This is a genomic window from Streptomyces sp. NPDC090022, from assembly GCF_044748145.1.
Classification (GTDB): Bacteria; Actinomycetota; Actinomycetes; order Streptomycetales; family Streptomycetaceae; genus Streptomyces.
The window spans coordinates 149,087-168,180 of sequence record NZ_JBIVFN010000015.1; the positions used below are offsets into that span (position 1 = coordinate 149,087).

Below are 19,094 nucleotides of genomic sequence, written 5' to 3' on the forward strand. Positions count from 1 at the left end.
CTGTAAACCGGCCCCCGTTCAGTGGGTGGCGGCGTACGTTCGTGCACGCCCCGAGCGCGGCACGGCAGCCGCCACCCCACGACCCGCACTCGTCAAGGCCGAACCCTTGGCGTCCCCTCGCGACGAATCGTCCACTCCAGGGTGATCAACGCATGACGGTCCGTCAACACCTCGTTAGAGGTACACGCGCGGTTCCCGCCCCGGGCCAGTTTTTTCGCAGACCTCGTCGGCGGCCTTGTGCGCGCGGTCGACCTCGCACCAGATCCGCTTGCCGGCACCCTCGCGCTGCCAGCCCCAGCGGTCCGCGAGGCCGACCACCAGTTCCAGTCCGCGCCCGCCCGTGTCCTCGCCGTCCGCGTGCCGCGGGGCCGGCGGGCGGTCGCTGGCGTCGGCGACCTCGACCCGGACCCCGGGGCCGCCGAACAGCATCCGCAGGACCGCCGGGCAGCCGGTGTGCACCACGGCGTTCGTGACCAGTTCCGAGATCAGCAGGACCAGCGTCTCGGCGAGTGGTTCGTCATCCCCTATGCCCGACCCCGCCAGCCGGGAGCGCGCCCACCGGCGGGCCCGGCCGACCTCCGCGGGGTCGGGACCTACCTCCAGCTGAACCTGAAGCACCTGCACCGCTCACACCATCCGAACCGGCTGACACTCCGCCTCGCGACAGGACGGAATCACGGACCGTGATCCCCTTGCGTAGCAGCATGGTTGACATACAGTCACGACAACAAGCGCTTCGGGCATATTCCATCGCGAAGGAGTAGGCGTGGTGCATACTGTGCGACGCACTCGCCGCTCAACCGCTCGCATCGGTGGAGCGTACCGTGACCCGCCCCCGACTCCGGTGCGTGAGCAAGCGGGCGAAGGACACGAACCGATATCAACTCTCCGTAATCGGACATGTACCCCTCCGTCTCAAGGGTCACACCCGTGAGTCCTCACACGACTCCTCCGACGAACCGATGAGGCCCTCGGCCAGCAGCTCCTCCGCTTCCGCCGCCCCCAGCCACTGACCGGCCCGCACCCAGGCCCGTTTCAGGTGCAGGTGCACGTCCGCCTCCCAGGTGAACCCCATCCCGCCGTGGACCTGGAGACAGTCCCGCGCGTTGCGTACGGCGGCCTCGTCGGCCAGCAGCTTCGCCGCCGCCACCTCGCCCGCGTCGCCGGTCACCGCCGCCGCGTACAGCGCCGTACGGGCCACCTCCGCCCGGACCAGCATCTGCGCGCACAGGTGCTTGACCGCCTGGAAGGCACCGATCGGCTGCCCGAACTGCTCGCGCCCGCGCGCGTGGTCGACCGCCAGCTCCACCGTCCGCAGTGCGCTGCCGAGCTGGAGCGCCGCCGTCAGCAGCGCCCCCGTGTCGCGGTACGGCGGCACACCGGCGTACGCCGACGCGGCCACGCTGTGCAGGGGTGTCAGCGGGTCCACCGGGCGGACCGGGTCGCCCGCCGGTACGGCTTCGGCGCCCAGGACCGCGTCCGCCTCGCCCAGGTACGCCACCAGCGGGCCGCCGAGGTCGAAGGCCGTCACCACGGCCGTCCCCTCCGCCGCCCCCGGGACCGTCCCGGCCGCCAGGTGCGTGGCCACCAGGGGGCCGGGCAGCAGGGCCCGCCCGGCCTCCTCGAAGACGAGGACGGCCTCGGGCAGACCGAGCCCCACACCCCCGGCGGACTCCGGCAGCCGCAGGGCGAAGAAGCCCGCCTCGCCCAGCTCACGCCACAGCGCCCGGTCGACCGCCGCGCCGGTGTCCACGGCCTTGCGCAGCGCCTCGCGCCCGTACCGCCCGGCCAGCAGTTCCCGTACGCCCGCGCGCAGGGCCCGCTGGTCCTCGCTCAGCCGGAAGTCCACGGCCGCCGTCACCTGCCCTTCGGGAGGCCGAGGATGCGCTCGGCCACGATGTTCTGCTGGATCTGCGAGGTGCCGGCCGCGATCGTGTAGGAGAGGGAGGAGAGCCGGTCCAGGGTCCATTCCTCGCCCAACGACAACGACAACGGTCCCAGCACCTCGGCGGCCGCGTCGAACAGCTCCTGCCGCGCGTGCGAGTAGCGCAGCTTGAAGACGGAACCGCCGATGCCCGGGACTCCGCCCGCCGCCTGCGCCTCGCTGACGTTCCACTGGGTGAGCCGCCACAGCGCGCCGAACTCCGCCGCCAGGCGGCCGAGCCGGCGGCGCAGTACGGGGTCGTCCCAGCGGCCGTTCTCCCGCGCCCGGCGGGCCAGCGCGTCCAGGACCCGCCGGCAGGCCACGACCTCGCCGACGAAGGCGGTGCCGCGCTCGAAGGACAGGGTCACCATGGTGACCCGCCAGCCGTCGTTCTCGGCGCCCACCCGGTTGGCGACCGGCACCCGCACCTCGTCGAGGAACATCTCGGCGAATTCGGTCGAGCCCGCGAGGGTACGCAGTGGGCGCACCGTGACCCCGGGCGCGTCCATCGGCATGGCCAGCCACGTGATGCCCCGGTGCTTGGGGGCGTCGGGGTCGGTGCGGACCAGCAGTTCGCACCAGTCGGCGACCTCCGCGTGCGAGGTCCAGATCTTGGAGCCGGTGACGACGTACGCGTCCCCGTCGCGCACCGCCCGCGTGCGCAGGGCGGCCAGGTCCGAGCCGGCGTCCGGCTCGCTGAAGCCCTGGCACCACACCTCGTCGCCGCGCAGGACGGGCGGCAGCCAGCGGGCGCGCTGCTCGGTTGTGCCCTCTGCGGCGATGGTCGGGCCGGCGTGCAGCAGGCCGACGAAGTTCGCGCCGACGTACGGGGCGCCCGCCCGTTCGGTCTCCTCCAGGAAGATCAGGGCCTGCGTGGGCGTGGCGCCGCGGCCGCCCGCGTCCACGGGCCAGTCCAGGCCGGCGTACCCGGCGTCGTAGAGCCGCCGCTGCCAGCCGAGGTCGTAGGCGCGCCGGCCCGGCCAGTCGTCCGGGGAGGGCGGGGCGGGCAGCGTGGGCAGCGTCTTCGCGAGCCAGGCGCGCAGCCGTGCCCGGAACTCCCGCTCCTCCTCGGTGCAGGTCAGGTCCACTGGCCCGCCCGGCGGCGGTCGCGGTCGAGGTCCAGGCCGAGCATGCGGATGGCGTTGCCGCGCATCAGCTTGTAGACCGTCTCCTCGTCGAGGCCCTCGACGTGGTCGAGGGCGACCTCCTTGGTGTGCGGGAAGGTGGAGTCGACGTGCGGGTAGTCGGTCTCGAAGGTGGCGTTGTCGCGGCCGACGACGTCGAGCGAGGCGATGCCGTGCTTGTCGCGGAAGAAGCAGCAGTACATCTGCCGGTAGTAGTACGTGGAGGGCGGCTCGGGGATCAGGTCGCGGACCCCGCCCCAGGCGCGGTGCTCCTCCCACACGTCGTCGGCGCGCTCCAGCGCGTACGGGATCCAGCCCATCTGGCCCTCGCTGTAGGCCAGCTTCAGCGTCGGGAACTTCACCAGCACCCCGCTGAAGAGGAAGTCCATCATCGAGGCCATCGCGTTGTTGAAGCTGAGCGAGGCCTGGACGGCGGGCGGGGCGTCGGGGGAGGCGGCAGGCATCTGGGAGCTGGACCCGATGTGCATGTTGACGACCGTGCCGGTCTCCTGGCAGACGGCGAAGAACGGGTCCCAGTAACCGGAGTGGATGGACGGCAGCCCGAGGTAGGTGGGGATCTCGGAGAAGGTGACGGCCCTGACCCCGCGGGCCGCGTTGCGGCGGATCTCGGCGACCGCGAGGTCGATGTCCCACAGCGGGATGATGCACAGCGGGATCAGCCGGCCGCCGCTGTCGCCGCACCACTCCTCGACCATCCAGTCGTTGTACGCGCGCACGCAGGCGAGCGCGACCTCCTTGTCGTGGGCCTCGGCGAAGGTCTGGCCGCAGAAGCGCGGGAAGGTCGGGAAGCAGAGTGAGGCCTCGACGTGGTTGAGGTCCATGTCCTTGAGGCGCTCGGCGGGGTCCCAGCAGCCGCGGCGCATCTCGGCGCGGGTGATGCCCTCCAGGGTCATGTCGTCGCGGTCGAAGCCGACGGCGGCGATGTTGCGCTTGTACGGGAACTTCAGGTCCTCGTAGATCCACCAGTCGGTGGGCGGGCCGTCGGGGTCCATGGTGATCACGTACTTGCCGCCGGTGTACGCGAGCTCGCCGATGCCGGCGGTCAGCGGCTGGGGGCCCCGGTCCCGGTACTTGGCGGGGAGCCAGGTCGAGAAGAGATGGGCGGGCTCGATCACGTGGTCGTCGACGCTGATGATCCGAGGCAGTTCCATGGGGTCCCCTCACCGTGTCCGGGCGCTGCCGTCCGCGCACCGGCAATCTGATGGATCGTCAGAAATAAGCTAGCCCCGCCACCCCTGGACCGACAAGCGGCAGCGCCCTACGCTTCCCAGTCGATCTGACACAACGTCAGACATTGGTCGCGTCGGACGCTCCGGAGGTCAGGCCATGACGGACACCGCACACGAGCTGGCCCAGGCCCCCACCCTGTGGGAACTGGTCGCCCGCCGGGCAGCCCTCACCCCGCACACCCCCGCCCTCATCGAGGCGGACACCGACCGCGTGATCACCTTCGGCCGGCTGCGCGAGCGCGCCGAGGCCGTCGCGGCCGGCCTCTTCGCCCGGGGCGTGCGGCCCGGCACGGTCGTCGCCTGGCAGCTGCCCACCCGGATCGAGACGGTGCTGCTCTCGCTCGCCCTCGCCCGCCTCGGCGCCGTCCAGTCCCCCGTCATCCCGTTCTACCGCGACCGCGAGGTCGGCTTCGCGCTGCGCGAGTCCAAGGCCGAGTTCTTCGCCGTACCCGGGCAGTGGCGCGGCTTCGACCACCGCGCGATGGCCGAGCGGCTCGGCGCCCGCGGCGTCTTCGAGGCGTACGCGGACACGGACCTGCCGGAGGGCGATCCCGGGCTGCTGCCCCCGCCGCCCGCCTCCGGCACCGACGTACGGTGGATCTACTGGACCTCCGGCACCACCTCCGACCCCAAGGGCGTCCTGCACACCGACCGCTCGCTCCTGGCGGGCGGCTCGTGCCTCGCGCACGCCCTGCGCCTGACCTCCGCCGACGTCGGCTCGATCGCCTTCCCGTACGCGCACATCGGCGGGCCCGACTACCTGGTGATGCTGCTGCTGTACGGCTTCCCGGCGGTCCTGTTCGAGAAGTTCGCGATGCCCGGCGCGGTGGCCGGCTACCGCCGCCACGGGGTCACCGTCGCCGGCGGCTCGACCGCCTTCTACTCGCTCTTCCTCACCGAGCAGCGCAAGGACCCCGGCGAGCCGCTGATCCCCACCCTGCGGCTGCTGGCGGGCGGCGGCGCCCCCAAACCGCCGGAGATCTACCACGCGGTGGTGCGCGAGCTGGGCTGCAAGCTCACCCACGGCTACGGCATGACCGAAGTCCCCATGATCACCATGGGTTCGCCCGACGACACCGACGAAAACCTCGCCACCACCGAGGGCCGGCCGCCCGCCGGGATGTCCATACGGATCACCGGTCCCGACGGCTCGGTGCTGCCCGCCGGTACCGACGGCGAGGTCCGGCTGCGCGGCGAGGCCGTCTGCCGGGGCTACCTCGACCCCGCGCAGACGGCGGAGGTGTTCGACGCCGACGGCTACCTGATCACCGGCGACCTCGGGCACCTCACCGCGAGCGGCCACCTGGTCCTCACCGGCCGCAGCAAGGACGTGATCATCCGCAAGGGCGAGAACATCTCCGCCAAGGAGATCGAGGACCTCCTGCACCAGCTGCCCGGCGTCGGCGACGCCGCCGTCATCGGCCTGCCCGACCCCGAGCGCGGCGAACGCGTCTGCGCGGTCGTCGAGCAGCCGCCGGGGGCCGCGCCGCTGGACCTGGCCGCAGTCACGGCGTACCTGCGCGGGGCGGGCCTGGCCACGCACAAGCTGCCCGAGCAGCTGGAGCTGGTGGAGGCCCTCCCCCGCAACGACGCCCTGCGCAAGGTGCTCAAGTACAAGCTGCGCGAGCGCTACGCCCGCCCCTGACCCCGCCCGCCGGCCGCCGGTCGCCGGCCCGGCCGCCGCCACCAGCCCCGGACGCCGCCACCGCCCCGGTCGCCGCCTCCCGCGTCCCCTCCTACGCTGTGAGGAGCGGCCTCGGGGACGTGAGGTGCGGAGGTGGTCCGCGATGGGCGCTCTGGGCAGGTTCCGGGGGATCTCCGCGGCGGCGGCCGCCTCCCTGCTGCTGGCCGCGCTGTGCGCCGGGCCCGCCCCGGCCGCCGCGCCGCCGGGGCGGCCGGACCTCGACCCGGCCACCGTGCAGCGCCTCGACGACGCGCTCGCCGCGGCCATGGAGCGGGGCGGCTTCCCCGGCATGAACGTCGGCCTGTGGATCGACGGCGGCGGCTCCTACCAGCGCTCCCTCGGCGTCTCCGACCAGGCCACCGGCGCCCCCATGAAGGCCGACCTGTTCCACCGGATCGGCAGCGTCACCAAGACCTTCACCGTCACCGCGGTCCTGCAGCTCGTCGACGAGGGCCGGATCGGCCTCGACGACCCGATCGCGCGGTACGTCGACGGCGTGCCGGGCGGGGAGCGGATCACCGTACGGCAGCTGGCCGGCATGCGCAGCGGGCTCTACGACTACACCCTCGACCCCACGTGGATGGCCGAGGTCCGCGCGAACCCGCAGCGCGTCTACACCCCGCGCCAGCTGCTGGACATCGCCTTCGCGCACCCCGCGCAGTTCCCGCCGGGCACCAAGTGGATGTACAGCAACACCAATACGGTGCTGCTCGGCCTCCTGATCGAGAAGGTGGGCGGGCAGCCGCTGGCCGCGTTCCTGCGGGAGCACGTCTTCGATGCGCTGCACCTGAACGACACGTCCCTGCCCAAGGACGGCGCCATGCCCACCCCGTACGCCCACGGCTACACGGACTTCAGCCCCAGCGGCAAGCCGGTCGACTCCTCGCTGTGGAACCCCTCCTGGGCGTGGGCCGCCGGCGCGGTGATCTCCGACCTCGACGACCTGCGCGCCTGGGTGCCGGCGCTCGCCGACGGCAGGCTCCTGGAACCCGCCACCCAGGCCCAGCGCATGCGGATGACGCCCACCGGGCACCCCGGGCTCGGCTACGGCCTGGGGATCCTCTCCCTGAACGGCTGGGTCGGGCACAACGGCGACATCCCCGGCTACGAGACCCTGGCGATCCGCCTGCCCGCCGAGCGGACCACCCTCGTCGTGCTCATCAACTCCGACATCGACAACGGCACGGGCAGCCTGAGTTCGCTGATCGGCAAAACGGTCACCGAGATCGTGACCCCGCGGCACCCCTTCGCGCCGCCGTCCGCGGCCCAGCCCAACCAGCCGAACCAGCCCGGCGTGACGCCGAGCCCGTCCGGCGGGTAGCCCGGCGGGGCGGGCGACCGGCCGCCCGCCCGGCCCGTACCGGTCCCGCGGACCGGCCGCCCTACGCGTCCGGTGCCTCGACCCCGCAGTAGCCGGCGAACGCGGCCAGGATCTCCTCCTCCGAGATCCGGCCGTCCCCGTCGGCGTCCAGGGCGCGCGCGATCTGCTCGGCACCCTCGGCGGCGGTGCCCAGCACCCGCAGCACCCGGGCCACCGCCTCCGGCGTGGAGCCCTCGGGGCTGCCGCCCGACGCGACCGCGATGACCGCGTGCAGGAACGGCCGCGCGATCTCGGCGAACCGGTCCGGGCTGTCCCGCAGCCGCTTGGCGGCGCCCGTGATGAACTCCTCGCGGGTCACCCGCTGGTCGCCGTCCACGTCGGCGATGCCGGCCATGCCCTGCCAGAAGGCCTCGGCCCCGTTGAAGACGGCCTGCCCCTGGTCGGAGCGTGCGGTGGTGCCGAATTCGGCCAGCACCGCCCTGGCGGCCGCGCTGAAGTCCTCCCGGTCGATATATCCGTTGCCGTCCTGGTCGAAGGTGGCGAATCGGGCGGCGATCTTGCGCTCGTACTGTGCGCTGTCCATATTCGGCGTTCCGCCTTCACATGTGCGGTGGGGTTCAGTTCAAGACAGGCGGAAGCGTAAGGCCTCGGTGGCCTGCGCGTTAAGGAAAGCCGGCAAGGAGGTGGCCGCATCGAACCCGCGCACGAGGAGCGCGGTGCGGCGCACGAGCTGTAGCACGCAGGCCCCCCTTCCAGGGGGACCTTCTCCCAAAACGGGCGCGAACCGCACGGTGCCCACTACATTCGGAGGGTCGACACACGGCTGGGGGCAGTATGCCGAAGGACGTACCACCGCGCTGGGACCGCCGCATGCAGCAACGTCTGGCACGCGGCGAGGCCGCCGCACTCGGGGAGCTGTACGACCGGTTCGCGTCGCTCGTGCACAGCCTGGCGCACCGCGTGCTCGGTGACGAGAAAGCGGCGGACCGGATCACCCGTGAGGTGTTCGGCTACATCTGGGAGAACCCGGACGCGTACGACCCCAAGCAGGGATCGATGCGTTCCTGGGTGGCCCGGATCACCCAGGGCCAGGCCGTGGCCCGGCTGCGCCAGGCCGAACTGGGCCGCGGTTCGCGCGAGGAGCTGGAGCGGAAGGTGGCCAGCGCCAACGCCGCCGCCCGCGCGGACTTCATCGTCACGTCCATGCCGGCGCCGCTGCGGGCCGCGCTGGAACTGGCGTACTTCAAGCGCCGCGACTACCGGCAGGCCGCCGCCGACCTCCAGATCACCGAGGACGAGGCGCGCCGGCGGCTGCGCCTGGGACTCCAGCTGCTGTCGACCGCCAACGTCCTCCCGGAGGACACCGCCCCGCCCGGATACGGAAGTTCCCGATGAACGGCCCCGCCGAGTCTGCCGACGACGGATACCAGCTGCCGGGCCCCGCCCGGATACCGGGTCCACGGGCCGCGGCGGACGACTTCGCCACCCTGCCCGCGGTGACGCCGATCGGGCCGCCCTCGCACGACGTGCTGAAGTCGCTGCTGGGCGCGTGGGCGCTGTCGGCGTGCTCGCCGGAGGAGACGCACGCGGTGGAGGAGCACCTCACCGAGTGCGCGCCCTGCGCGGAGGAGGCGCTGCGGCTGCGCGACGCGGTGGGCCTGCTGCACCCCGAGGAGAGCCTGGACCTCAAGCCCATGCTGCGGTCACGGGTGCTGGAGGACTGCCTGGGCAAGCGTCCGGCGCGGATCCCCGTGCCGGTCTGGGCGACGCCGTACGACACGGAGACGGCGCGGCTGGACGCGCTGCTGCGGGACTTCGGGGACTCGGAGTGGCACACGCCGGTCCGGCTGAAGTGGTTCCAGGAGGACCGGCGGACCTCGCGGCGGACGACGGTGGCCGGGGTCATCGGGCATCTGCTGACGGTGGACGCGCTGGTCGCGACCGCGCTGGGGCTGACCGATCCGCTGGGCGCGCCGGCACCGGCCGATCCCACGGCCCGCACGGAGGAGTTCTGGTCCTCCTCGCCGTACCCGACCACCCGCCAGGTCCGGGAACCCTGGCGGGAACAGGGGCACACCCTGGTGCGTACGGTCTCCTTCGCGGGCCGCGGCGTCGCCGACCTCACGGTGGACTACGGGGATTCCTCGCTGCCGCTGGGGGACGCGTTCCTGGAACGGGCCTTCGAGTGCTGGGTGCACGCCTCCGACATCGCGGAGGCGGTGGACTACCCGTACGAACCGCCGGCCGGCGCGCACCTGCACGGGATGATCGACCTGGCGGCCCGGCTGCTGCCCGGTGCGCTGGCCGACCGCCGCCGGGGCGGGCTGGCCGGCCCGCCCCAGGACCTGGTGGCGGCGGGCAAGCCGGGCCGGACGCTGCACCTGGAGATCGAGGGCGCGGGCGGCGGTTCCTGGGACATCGCGCTGGATTCGCCGGCGGCGGCGACCTCGGCGGACCGCACGGTCGCGGAGATCGCGATGGACACCATCGAGTTCTGCCAGCTCGCGGCCGGGCACATCGCCCCGGACGAGGCGGCGGCCGGCCAGCGCGGCGACCGCGAGGCCATCCGCGACGTCCTCTTCGCGGCGGCTTCCCTCAGCCGGCTGTAGCAACGCCTCGGGGGCGCCACGCACGCGGCGCCCCCGAGGTGTGCTCAGGCGAAGACGACCGTGCGGGAGCCGTTCAGCAGGACGCGGTGCTCGCTGTGCCACTTCACCGCGCGCGCCAGCGCCTGGCACTCGACGTCACGGCCGATGGCGACCAGCTGGTCGGGCGTGACCTCGTGGCCCACGCGCTCGACCTCCTGCTCGATGATCGGGCCCTCGTCGAGGTCGGCGGTCACGTAGTGGGCGGTCGCGCCGATCAGCTTCACGCCGCGCGCGTGCGCCTGGTGGTACGGCTTGGCACCCTTGAAGCTCGGCAGGAACGAGTGGTGGATGTTGATGATGCGCCCGCTCAGCTCCTTGCACAGCGCGTCCGAGAGGACCTGCATGTAGCGGGCCAGGACGACGAGCTCGACGTTCTCGGAGCGGACCAGCTCCAGCAGCTGCGCCTCGGCCTCGGCCTTGTTCTCCCGCGTCACCGGAATGTGGTGGAAGGGGATGTCGTACGAGCCGACCAGCTCGGCGAAGTCGGTGTGGTTGGAGACGACGGCCGCGATCTCCACCGGCAGCGCGCCGATGCGCGAGCGGAAGAGCAGGTCGTTGAGGCAGTGCCCGAACTTGGAGACCATCAGGACGATCCGCATCCGCTCGTCGGAGCGGTGGATCTGCCAGTCCATCCGGAACGAGTCGCCGATCGCCGCGAAGCTCGCCCGCAGTTTCTCCACCGTCACCGGCGCCTCGGCCGAGAAGTGGACCCGCATGAAGAAGAGTCCGGTGTCGTGGTCGCCGAACTGGCGGCTGTCCTCGATGTTGCACCCGGTCATGAACAGGTAGCTCGACACGGCGTGCACGATGCCCTGCTTGTCGGGGCACGACAGGGTCAGGACGTACTGCTCGGACTGCGGGGGGCGCTGGTGGTGCGGCTGGTGCGGCTGGTGCGGGTCATCGCTCATGGCACCACACCTTTTCACACCGTGCGGGTCAGGATTCGCAGTACTTCCAGCGACCTCGGGTACGCGTCCGGGTCGTCCCCGTCCGCCGCGGCCAGCCGTACGTGCGCCTCGCGCGCCGCGCGGACCGCCTCGGGCCAGCCGTGGTGTTCCAGGTACGCGGCGACGGGTGCGTCGGGGCCCACCTGGTGCAGGATGCGCAGCACGCGCAGGACGGCGACGTCGACCAGCGCGGCCTCCTGAGAGTCCCGGAAGATCGTCCCGACGTACTTCTCGGCGGACCAGCTGTCGAGCCAGGTGTCCTCGACCAGCCGGTACACGGCGTCGGTCACGTCACCGTAGCCCTCGAGACCGGCCAGCCAGGTCTCCTCCTGGAAGGCGGGATCGGAAAGCATGTGCAGGGCCGAGCGCACGTTGCTGCGCCAGCGCCACCACGGCATGTCGTTGAGCGGCATGCCGCCCATGGTGGAGGAGCGGCGGCCGGGTCGGGAAGAGTTCTTGGAAGCTTGGACGAATGTCACGCTTTCGATCGTACGTTCCGCCCATACGGGATCTTGAGGCGCCCGGAGTTCACCCTCCCGTCACTCGTCGTTGCCTACCGCTCACTGCCCCGTTACCCGTGGGGAGGAAGTGTGCATAGCCATGACTGACATGCGACGCATGGCGAAATACCGCTCCCTCCTGGCTTTGGCGCTCGGTGCGTGTCTCGCCACCGGATGCGGCGCACTCCCAGGTGGCGGTGGGGGTGCGCAGCAGACGCTCACGGTCATGACGTTCGCACCCCAGGACACCAAAGCCACCAATATGGCCGGAATGCCCGCCATGGCCAAGGCCTACGAGCGGTGGATCAACGGCAAGGGCGGCATCAACGGCCGCAAGCTGCGCGTCCTGACCTGCAACGAGCACAACACCCCCGCCGGCGCCGGCGACTGCGCCCGCAAGGCCATCGCCGAGAAGGCGGTCGCCGTGATCGGCTCCTACAGCCAGCACGGCCGCGCCTTCATGTCCCCCCTGGAGGCCGCGGGCATCCCCTTCATCGGCGGCTACGGCATCTCCTCCGAAGAGTTCCAGTCCACCCTGTCCTTCCCCGTCAACGGCGGCCAGCCCGCCCTGCTGGCCGGCGCCGGCCACCAGCTCGCCCGCTCCTGCGAGCAGGTGGCCCTGGTCCGCCCCGACACCCTCGCGGGCGACTCGATGCCGATCCTGCTCAACGCCGGCCTGCGGGCCGGCAGGCAGCAGGAGGCCTCCGACATCCGGGCCGCCGAGGACGCGAGCGACTACGGCCCGCAGGCCCGCGAGGCGCTCGTCGACGCCGCCCGCGGCAAGGACACCACCAAGGGCTGCGTCACGGCCGTGCTCGGCGCCCGCACCGAGACCTTCTTCGACTCCTACCGCCGCGTGGAGACCAAGCAGAAGAAGCCGCAGCTCGCCTCGGTCCTCGGCAGTGTCAGCCAGGCCCTGATCGACCGCACCGGCGGCAAGGAGAGCCCCTTCGAGGGCGCGTACGTCACCGGCTGGTACCCGGTGGCCAGCGACCCGCTGTGGGCCCCGATGCGCCAGGTCATCGCCGATCACGCCTTCGGCGACGACGAGGTGGACCCGAGCGACGCCGGGACGCAGACCACGTGGATCGCGTACTCCGTCTTCACGGAGATCGTGAAGACGCTCGGCGACGCGGACACCATCGGCGCGCGCGACGTCGCCCGCGCGCTGAGCCGGTCGGAGGGCGTCCCGACCGGCGGCCTCACCCCGGACCTGAAGTGGCGCTTCCAGGACCTGCGCGCGGTCAGCGGCTACCCGCGGATCGTCAACGGGCGGGTCAGCTTCCAGGTGGTGCAGTCGGGCCGGCTGGTCGCGCAGGCGGGCGAGGGCACGATGGACATGACGCAGACGCTGGAGGGCGCGCCCGGCTCGAACTGACGTCGCGCGCACCGGGTCAGAGCTGCGACGTGGCCCGTTTCGTCAGGCCGTACTGGCCCGCGATGCGGTTCCACAGGGTCGCCGCCGACTCCTTCGCGCGGGTCGCCTCGGCGCTGGACTTGTTGCCGTCGTTCGCATGCGACGAGGACCTGGCACGGCCGTCCTTGCAGTCCTTCTTGTCACCGGCGAGCTCGTCCGCCCACGCCGCGTAGTGCTTGTCCGCGGCCGCCGAGGACTGCCAGGCCTTGGTGAGGGCGGCGGCCAGCCTGGCGTGGTCGGGCAGCTTGTCGATCTTCAGCTCCTGGAGCCGGGTGACCAGCCCCTCGCGCTGGCGGGCCGCGTCGCGCAGGTCCTTGGCCGCGGTGTCGAGGTTGTCGCAGCCCTTGATGTCGTCGACGGCGTCGATCACCGTGGCCCGGCTGTCGTTGCTGTCGGCGAGCAGCTTGTCCAGCTGCACGGCCTGGGCGCGCGCCGGGTCCACCGGCGCCTCGGCGGCTGCCGACGGCGGCTGGGACCCGGTCGGGCTCGGCACGGAGGCGACCGCCACCGGGTCGTTGCTCTTCGGCTTGACGTCGCCGCCGAGCAGCGCGCCGACGCCGAGCCCGGTCAGCGCCAGGCCGAACACGGCGGCCGCGATGATCGCGGGCGACACCCGGCGGGCGGGCTCCTCGAGGGGCGGCGGGGCCTGACGGCGCGGTCCGGCGGCGGGCGCGTACTGCTGGTGCGGGTGCGGGTGCTGAGGGGGCTGCTGGTGCTGCCCCGGGTACGGGCGCGGCGGCCCGCCCCGTGGTGTGTGCGGCCGTACCGTCTCCTGGATGGGCGGCAGCACCTGGGTGTGCCCCTGCTCCTCGGCGTGGAACGGGCCGTCCGTGACCGGCGGGATGAACTGGGTGGCCGCCTCGTCGGCCCCCGGACCGGGCGCCGCCGGGACGGGCGGGATGTACTGCGTCGCGGCCTCCATCGGGCCGGGCGCGGCCGGGACCGGCGGGATGTACTGCGTCGCCGCCTCCATCGGGCCGGGCGCGGCCGGGACCGGCGGGATGTACTGCGTCGCCGCCTCGGGCAGCGGCGTACGGTCTCCGCCGGATGGCGCCGGGACGTGCCCCCAGTCGGGCGCGCCCGGCCCCTCGTACCCCGGCGCGAGCACGTGCCCCGGCCCGAGCGCATGCCCCGGGGCCGGCGCCACGGCGGGCGGCGGGCCCCACGGGTCCGCGGCCGGCGGGGCGTCCGCGTACGCGGGGGGCTCCACCGGGTGGCGCTGATCGCCCCCTTGTCCGCCTTGTCCGCTCTGCGTCACCGGGACTCCTTCTCCGACTGCACCCGAACCTACGGGACCGTCGGGTCACGCTACCCGGTCACTCACCGTTCGCGGCAGGCCGTCCACAGCCCGCGGGGCCAGATGCGATTTATGCCACGCGTGCCTCCACCCGGGCCGTGAATTCCCGTACGGCGGCTTCCTCCCGGTACGGCGCGACCCGCTGGCGGAAGTCGTCGAGGTACTCCGCGCCCCGGTTCGAGCGCAGCGAACCCAGCAGCTCGGCCGCCTTCGTCGCCGTGTGGCAGGCCTGCTCGACCTCGCGCTGCTGCACCTGCGCGGCCGCGAGCAGCAGCATCCCGATCGCTCGTCTGCGGGCCTTGGTCTCGGGCAGCGCCCGCAGCGCCTCCTGCGCCCGCCGCCCGGCCGCGTCCGCCTGGCCGAGGTCACGGTGACAGTGGGCGAGCTCGTCGGCCAGGTACGCCTCGTCGAAGTGCCGGATCCACGCCGGGTCGTCGCCGGACTCCGGCTCGGCCCGCTCCAGCGCGGTGACCGCCCGCGCGGACAGTACGGACGTCGCCCGGGCGTCCCCCAGCAGCGCGTGGCCACGGGCCTCGGCGGCGTAGAACATGGCCTCCGCGCGCGGGGTGACCTGCCCGCGGGTGCCCTCCTGCGCCGCCCGCGCCAGCTGCGCGATCTCCCGCGGGTTGCCGAGCTCGGCCGCCAGGTGGCTCATCGACGCGGCCAGCACATACCCGCCGTACGCGCGGTCGCCCGCCGCCTGGGCCAGCCGCAGCGCCTGGATGTAGTAGCGCTGGGCCAGCCCCGGCTGGCCGGTGTCCACGGCCATGTAGCCGGCGAGTTCGGTCAGCCGCGCCACCGCCGCGAACAGCGCCCGCCCCACCGGTTCCCGGTAGGACCCGCCGATCAGGCCCGACACCACGCTGTTGAGGTAGTGGACGACCACGGGCCGCACGTGCCCGCTGCCGAACCGGTGGTCAAGGTCGACGAGCGCCTCCGTCGTCGCCCGTACCGCGTCCACGTCGGACATGCCCACGCGCGAGCCACCCGAGCGGGCCACCGCCGCGTCCGCCCCGCTGATCAGCCAGTCGCGGCTGGGTTCGACCAGCGCGGACGCGGCCACGCTGGAGCCGGACAGGAAGTCGCGGCGGCCCACGTCGCTGCGCCACAGCTCGCAGACCTGCTCGATGGCGCCGATGACGGTCGGGGAGAACTGCAGGCCCACGCCCGAGGCGAGGTTCTTGCCGTTGGCCATGCCGATCTCGTCGATGGTGACGGTACGGCCCAGTTTGCGGCCCAGGGCCTCGGCGATGATCCCGGGGGCCCGGCCGCGCGGCTGCTGACCGCGCAGCCAGCGGGCCACGGACGTCTTGTCGTAGCGGAGATCGAGACCGTGCTCGGCGCCGGTCACGTTCACACGGCGGGCGAGCCCGGCGTTGGAGCACCCGGCTTCCTGGATGAGCGCCTGCAACCGTTCGTTCGGCTGACGGGCGACGAGAGGCCTGGCTGCCATGAAAACCCCCTGTGGCCGCGGGTGATCGTTCGAATGATCACTTCCCGGCTGATTGGCGGAGAATCTTCCGCTCTGCGACTTGTCGCTACCCAGACCCGGCTCCCCGTCCTCCCGCGCGCCCCCGCCCGTGCACCGATGCGCCCCGCGTGCAGGATCGATGCTCCGCCCACCGGCCGGTTTACGCCCGTAACCCGTGGTGACGGCGGGAGTTGTGAAGGACGTGGAAGAGACCATCGGAGTCACGGAGACCGCGCCCATCCCCAAGCAGCGCGGCGAGCAGCTGCTGGACCATGCCGTGCGGTACGCGGAAGAGCGGCACTGGGACGTGTTCCCCGGCACCTCGCTGGAGCCCGCGGACGGCCGGGAGCTGTGCTCCTGCGGCGGCGGCGAGGCCTGCGTGACGCCCGGCGCGCACCCGGCGGTGAAGGACTGGGCGGCGCAGGCCACCGGCAGCGCCGTCCAGGTCCGGCGGATGTGGTCCAAGAACCCCGGCGCCTCGATCCTGCTGCCCACCGGGCGGACCTTCGACGCGATCGACGTCCCGGAGTCCGCCGGCTTCCTCGCGCTGGCCCGCCTGGAGCGCATGGCGGTCACCCTCGGTCCGGTGACCCTGACCCCGCACCGGCGGATGCTCTTCTTCGTCCTGCCGGGCGCCGGCGCCAAGGTGCCGGACCTGGTGCGCAAGCTGGGCTGGCCGCCGGCCTCGCTGGACCTGGTCGCCCGCGGCGAGGGCGAGTACGTCGCGGCGCCGCCGACCCGGTACGGGGTCAGCGGCTCGGTGCAGTGGGCCCGCCGCCCCACGCCCGCCAACCGCTGGCTGCCGGACACCGAGGAGCTGATCGACGCGCTGGCGTACGCCTGCGGCCGCGAGGCGGCGGCGGCGCGCGCCCGCGGCCGGGCGTGAGGCGGCGCCCGGCCGACATGCATGACATTCGTAACTGACGCTGCCTGTGCCTTCGCTCCTATGGTGAGAACGACCAACGGGGACGAAGTGAAAGGCAACACCCATGGCCGACCAGGCACACAGGGCAGGCGACGGGACCGCGTCCGCCGCGCCCGCCGTACGGATAGAAGGTCTGTGGAAGCGCTTCGGCGAGCAGATCGCCGTCGCGGGCATCGACCTGGAGATCCCGGCGGGCCGGTTCATCGGCCTGGTCGGCCCCAACGGGGCCGGTAAGACGACGACGTTGTCGATGATCACGGGGCTGCTGCGCCCGGACCAGGGCCGGGTGGAGGTCGCCGGGCACGACGTGTGGCGCGACCCGGCCGAGGTGAAGTCCCGGATCGGCGTGCTGCCCGAGGGCCTGCGCCTCTTCGAGCGGCTGTCCGGGCGGGAACTGCTCGGCTACATGGGCCGGCTGCGAGGGCTGCCGGGCGACGAGGTCGACAAGCGGGCCACCCAGCTGCTGGACGTCCTGGACCTGGCGGGCTCGCAGCACAAGCTGGTCGTCGACTACTCCACGGGCATGCGCAAGAAGATCGGCCTGGCGGCCGCGCTGCTGCACAACCCCGAGGTGCTGTTCCTGGACGAGCCGTTCGAGGGCGTGGACCCCGTCTCGGCGCAGACGATCCGCGGGGTGCTGGAGCGCTACACCGCCTCCGGCGCGACGGTCGTCTTCTCCTCCCACGTGATGGAGCTCGTCGAGTCGGTGTGCGACTGGGTGGCCGTGATGGCCGCCGGCCGGATCCGGGCCGCGGGCCCGCTGGCCGACGTACGGGGCGAGGCGGGCTCGCTGCAGAGCGCCTTCCTCGAACTCGTCGGTGCGAACGGCCGCGACGCGGGCGCCGCCCTGGACTGGCTGGGCGGCGGGCGATGAGCGCGGTCACGGCCGTCACCCCGGGCTCCGCGGCGACGGCGGCGGCCGCGCCGTCACTGACGTCGGTCTTCGTCGGCCTGAAGCTGGCGCTGCTGCGCAACGGACTGCGCGGATCCTCCAAGCGCAAGGCCGCGTTCATCGGCTCCTTCGTCTTCGCGATGCTCTGCGCGGCGGCGCTGTTGCTGCTGCTCACCCTGCTGCGCGGACACGTGCACGCCGGCACGGTGACCGTGCTCCTGACCGGGATCCTGGCGCTGGCCTGGGCGTTCATGCCGCTGTTCTTCGCGGCCGGTGACGACACGCTCGACCCCTCGCGACTGGTGATGCTGCCGCTGCGGCCGCGGCCGCTGGTGCGGGCGCTGCTGGTGTCCTCGCTGGTGGGCATCGGGCCCCTGTTCACCGTCTGCCTGGCCATCGGCTCGGTGGTGGCGGTGGCTCAGGGCCCGGCGGGCTGGGCGGCCGGCGTGGTCGCCGTACCGCTGGTGCTGCTGGTGTGCGTGGCGCTGGCGCGGGCGGTGGCCACCGCCAACGTGCGGCTGCTGACCAGCCGCAAGGGGCGCGACCTGGCGCTGCTCAGCGGTCTGCTGATCGCGGTGGGCGCGCAGCTGGTCAACTTCGGCGCCCAGCGCCTGACCCAGGCCGGCGGCCTGACCTCGCTGGAACCGGTCGAGGCCGTCGTACGGTGGCTGCCGCCCGCGACCGCGGTCGGCATGGTCGACTCGGTGGCCGCCGGCGCGTACGGGCGGGCGGCGGCGCAGCTGCTGCTGACGCTGGCCGCGCTGGCGGGGCTGGTGTGGGCGTGGGAGCGCAGCCTGACCCGGCTGATGGTCAGCCCGGACGGCTCCACGATCGCCGCGGCCGGCCCCGTCAAGGAGCACGCCCCGGGCGGCGGGCTGTGGCGGCTGCTGCCGGGGGGCCGCACGGGCACCGCGATGCAGCGCAGCCTGCGGTACGTGGTGCGCGACCCGAAGACCAAGTCCGCGTGGGTCACGGCGCTCGCCATCGGGGTGATCGTGCCGGTCTTCAACGCCCTCCAGGGCACCGGGTCGGTCTACCTGGCGTGCTTCGGCGCGGGCATGCTCGGCGTGCAGATGTACAACCAGTTCGGCCAGGACTACTCGGCGTTCTGGATGATCGCGCAGACCATCTCGACCCCGCGGGACGCGTACGTCGAACTCCGGGCGCGGGCGGCCGCGCTGGCCCTGGTGACGGTCCCGTACTCGGTGGTCGTCACGGTGGTCACGGCCTGGCTGGTGGACAACTGGGCGGCCCTGCCGCAGGCGCTGGGGCTCACGCTGGCGCTGCTGGGCGCGATGCTGTGCACGGGCGCGCTGACGTCGGCCCACTACCCGTACTCGATCCCGTCGGAGGGCGCCTTCAAGAACGTCGTCCCGGGCCAGGCCGGCCTCGCCTGGACCGGCATCTTCGGCGGCATGGTCGCGGCGGCCCTGCTGTGCGCCCCCCTGATCGGCGTGACGATCTGGCTCCACATGGCGGGCCACGAGTCCCTGCTGTGGCTGCTGCTGCCGGCGGGCGTGGCCTGGGGCGCGCTGGCGACCTGGGCGGGCCTGCGGCTGTCGGCGCCGGTGGTGGCGCGGAAGCTGCCGGAGATCCTGCAGGCGGTGAGCAAGGGGTAGGCGGGGACGCGCGGCTCGTGCGGGGTGGGTCGCGCGTCTCGTGCTGGGTGGGCGAGGGCTGTACGGGGTGTCCCG

General features: G+C 73.0%; 17 protein-coding genes. 8 read left to right on the top strand and 9 right to left on the bottom strand.

Translation table 11 applies throughout. From position 1 onward, the window contains the following. Nucleotides 1-174: 174 nt before the first annotated feature. The 4 genes from ACIPXB_RS24560 to ACIPXB_RS24575 all read right to left on the bottom strand — a co-directional run bounded on the left by ACIPXB_RS24560 (nt 175) and on the right by ACIPXB_RS24575 (nt 4,220). The gene (locus tag ACIPXB_RS24560; protein WP_401453332.1) at nt 175-624 is read right to left on the bottom strand and encodes an ATP-binding protein; all 450 of its coding nucleotides are present in this window, start codon (nt 622-624) and stop codon (nt 175-177) included. Between the two features lie 298 nt (nt 625-922). Next, nucleotides 923-1,849, bottom strand: coding sequence for an acyl-CoA dehydrogenase family protein (locus tag ACIPXB_RS24565; protein WP_401453334.1), 927 nt, complete (start codon nt 1,847-1,849; stop codon nt 923-925). 8 nt (nt 1,850-1,857) lie between these two features. Further along, on the bottom strand, nt 1,858-3,012 hold the full coding sequence (locus ACIPXB_RS24570) for an acyl-CoA dehydrogenase (RefSeq protein ID WP_401453336.1): 1,155 nt from the start codon (nt 3,010-3,012) through the stop codon (nt 1,858-1,860). Beyond that, on the bottom strand, nt 3,003-4,220 hold the full coding sequence (locus ACIPXB_RS24575) for an amidohydrolase family protein (RefSeq protein ID WP_401453338.1): 1,218 nt from the start codon (nt 4,218-4,220) through the stop codon (nt 3,003-3,005). The genes ACIPXB_RS24570 and ACIPXB_RS24575 overlap by 10 nt, the downstream gene beginning before the upstream one ends. Nucleotides 4,221-4,395: 175 nt before the next feature. On the opposite strand from ACIPXB_RS24575, the gene ACIPXB_RS24580 reads away from it, so the two are divergent. Together ACIPXB_RS24580 and ACIPXB_RS24585 are read left to right on the top strand one after the other, a co-directional pair. Beyond that, nucleotides 4,396-5,943 carry a class I adenylate-forming enzyme family protein gene (locus ACIPXB_RS24580; protein ID WP_401453340.1) on the top strand — a complete coding sequence of 516 codons (1,548 nt, stop codon included), beginning with the start codon at nt 4,396-4,398 and terminating at the stop codon, nt 5,941-5,943. A gap of 142 nt (nt 5,944-6,085) precedes the next feature. Continuing rightward, nucleotides 6,086-7,303: a serine hydrolase domain-containing protein gene (locus ACIPXB_RS24585; RefSeq protein ID WP_401453342.1), complete on the top strand. Its 1,218-nt coding sequence runs from the start codon at nt 6,086-6,088 to the stop codon at nt 7,301-7,303. A gap of 61 nt (nt 7,304-7,364) precedes the next feature. Here ACIPXB_RS24585 and ACIPXB_RS24590 read toward each other — a convergent pair whose 3' ends face one another. Then, complete coding sequence (locus ACIPXB_RS24590) at nt 7,365-7,886, bottom strand: EF-hand domain-containing protein (protein WP_401453344.1); 522 nt, start codon at nt 7,884-7,886, stop codon at nt 7,365-7,367. Nucleotides 7,887-8,137: 251 nt separating this feature from the next. Between ACIPXB_RS24590 and ACIPXB_RS24595 the strand changes: the two genes are divergently transcribed. Beyond that, a complete protein-coding gene (locus ACIPXB_RS24595; protein WP_401453346.1) occupies nt 8,138-8,698 on the top strand; it encodes a sigma factor in 561 nt (186 codons plus the stop codon). Further along, nucleotides 8,695-9,912: a maleylpyruvate isomerase N-terminal domain-containing protein gene (locus tag ACIPXB_RS24600; RefSeq protein ID WP_401453348.1), complete on the top strand. Its 1,218-nt coding sequence runs from the start codon at nt 8,695-8,697 to the stop codon at nt 9,910-9,912. Before ACIPXB_RS24595 ends, ACIPXB_RS24600 begins: the two co-directional genes overlap by 4 nt. Before the next feature lie 44 nt (nt 9,913-9,956). On the opposite strand, the gene purU is transcribed toward ACIPXB_RS24600, so the two are convergent. After that, nucleotides 9,957-10,859 (bottom strand): formyltetrahydrofolate deformylase, encoded by a 903-nt coding sequence (purU, locus tag ACIPXB_RS24605; RefSeq protein WP_401453350.1) that lies wholly within the window; start codon nt 10,857-10,859, stop codon nt 9,957-9,959. 14 nt (nt 10,860-10,873) lie between these two features. Further along, nucleotides 10,874-11,320, bottom strand: a complete 447-nt coding sequence (locus ACIPXB_RS24610) for a hypothetical protein (RefSeq protein ID WP_401453418.1) — start codon at nt 11,318-11,320, stop codon at nt 10,874-10,876. 178 nt (nt 11,321-11,498) lie between these two features. On the opposite strand from ACIPXB_RS24610, the gene ACIPXB_RS24615 reads away from it, so the two are divergent. After that, complete coding sequence (locus ACIPXB_RS24615) at nt 11,499-12,776, top strand: ABC transporter substrate-binding protein (protein WP_401453352.1); 1,278 nt, start codon at nt 11,499-11,501, stop codon at nt 12,774-12,776. Nucleotides 12,777-12,792: 16 nt separating this feature from the next. Here the strand turns inward: ACIPXB_RS24615 and ACIPXB_RS24620 are convergent, their stop codons facing one another. Beyond that, complete coding sequence (locus tag ACIPXB_RS24620; protein WP_401453354.1) at nt 12,793-14,073, bottom strand: hypothetical protein; 1,281 nt, start codon at nt 14,071-14,073, stop codon at nt 12,793-12,795. Nucleotides 14,074-14,182: 109 nt separating this feature from the next. Further along, nucleotides 14,183-15,565, bottom strand: a complete 1,383-nt coding sequence (locus tag ACIPXB_RS24625) for a transcriptional regulator (protein ID WP_401453356.1) — start codon at nt 15,563-15,565, stop codon at nt 14,183-14,185. Between the two features lie 211 nt (nt 15,566-15,776). On the opposite strand from ACIPXB_RS24625, the gene ACIPXB_RS24630 reads away from it, so the two are divergent. From ACIPXB_RS24630 to ACIPXB_RS24640, 3 genes are all read left to right on the top strand, one after another. Continuing rightward, nucleotides 15,777-16,469, top strand: a complete 693-nt coding sequence (locus ACIPXB_RS24630; protein WP_401453358.1) for a bifunctional DNA primase/polymerase — start codon at nt 15,777-15,779, stop codon at nt 16,467-16,469. A 103-nt stretch (nt 16,470-16,572) separates the two neighbouring features. Then, entirely contained in the window at nt 16,573-17,382 is an 810-nt protein-coding gene (locus ACIPXB_RS24635; RefSeq protein ID WP_401453360.1) for an ABC transporter ATP-binding protein, read from the top strand. Further along, nucleotides 17,379-19,019, top strand: a complete 1,641-nt coding sequence (locus ACIPXB_RS24640; protein ID WP_401453362.1) for a transporter — start codon at nt 17,379-17,381, stop codon at nt 19,017-19,019. Before ACIPXB_RS24635 ends, ACIPXB_RS24640 begins: the two co-directional genes overlap by 4 nt. Nucleotides 19,020-19,094: the final 75 nt, after the last annotated feature.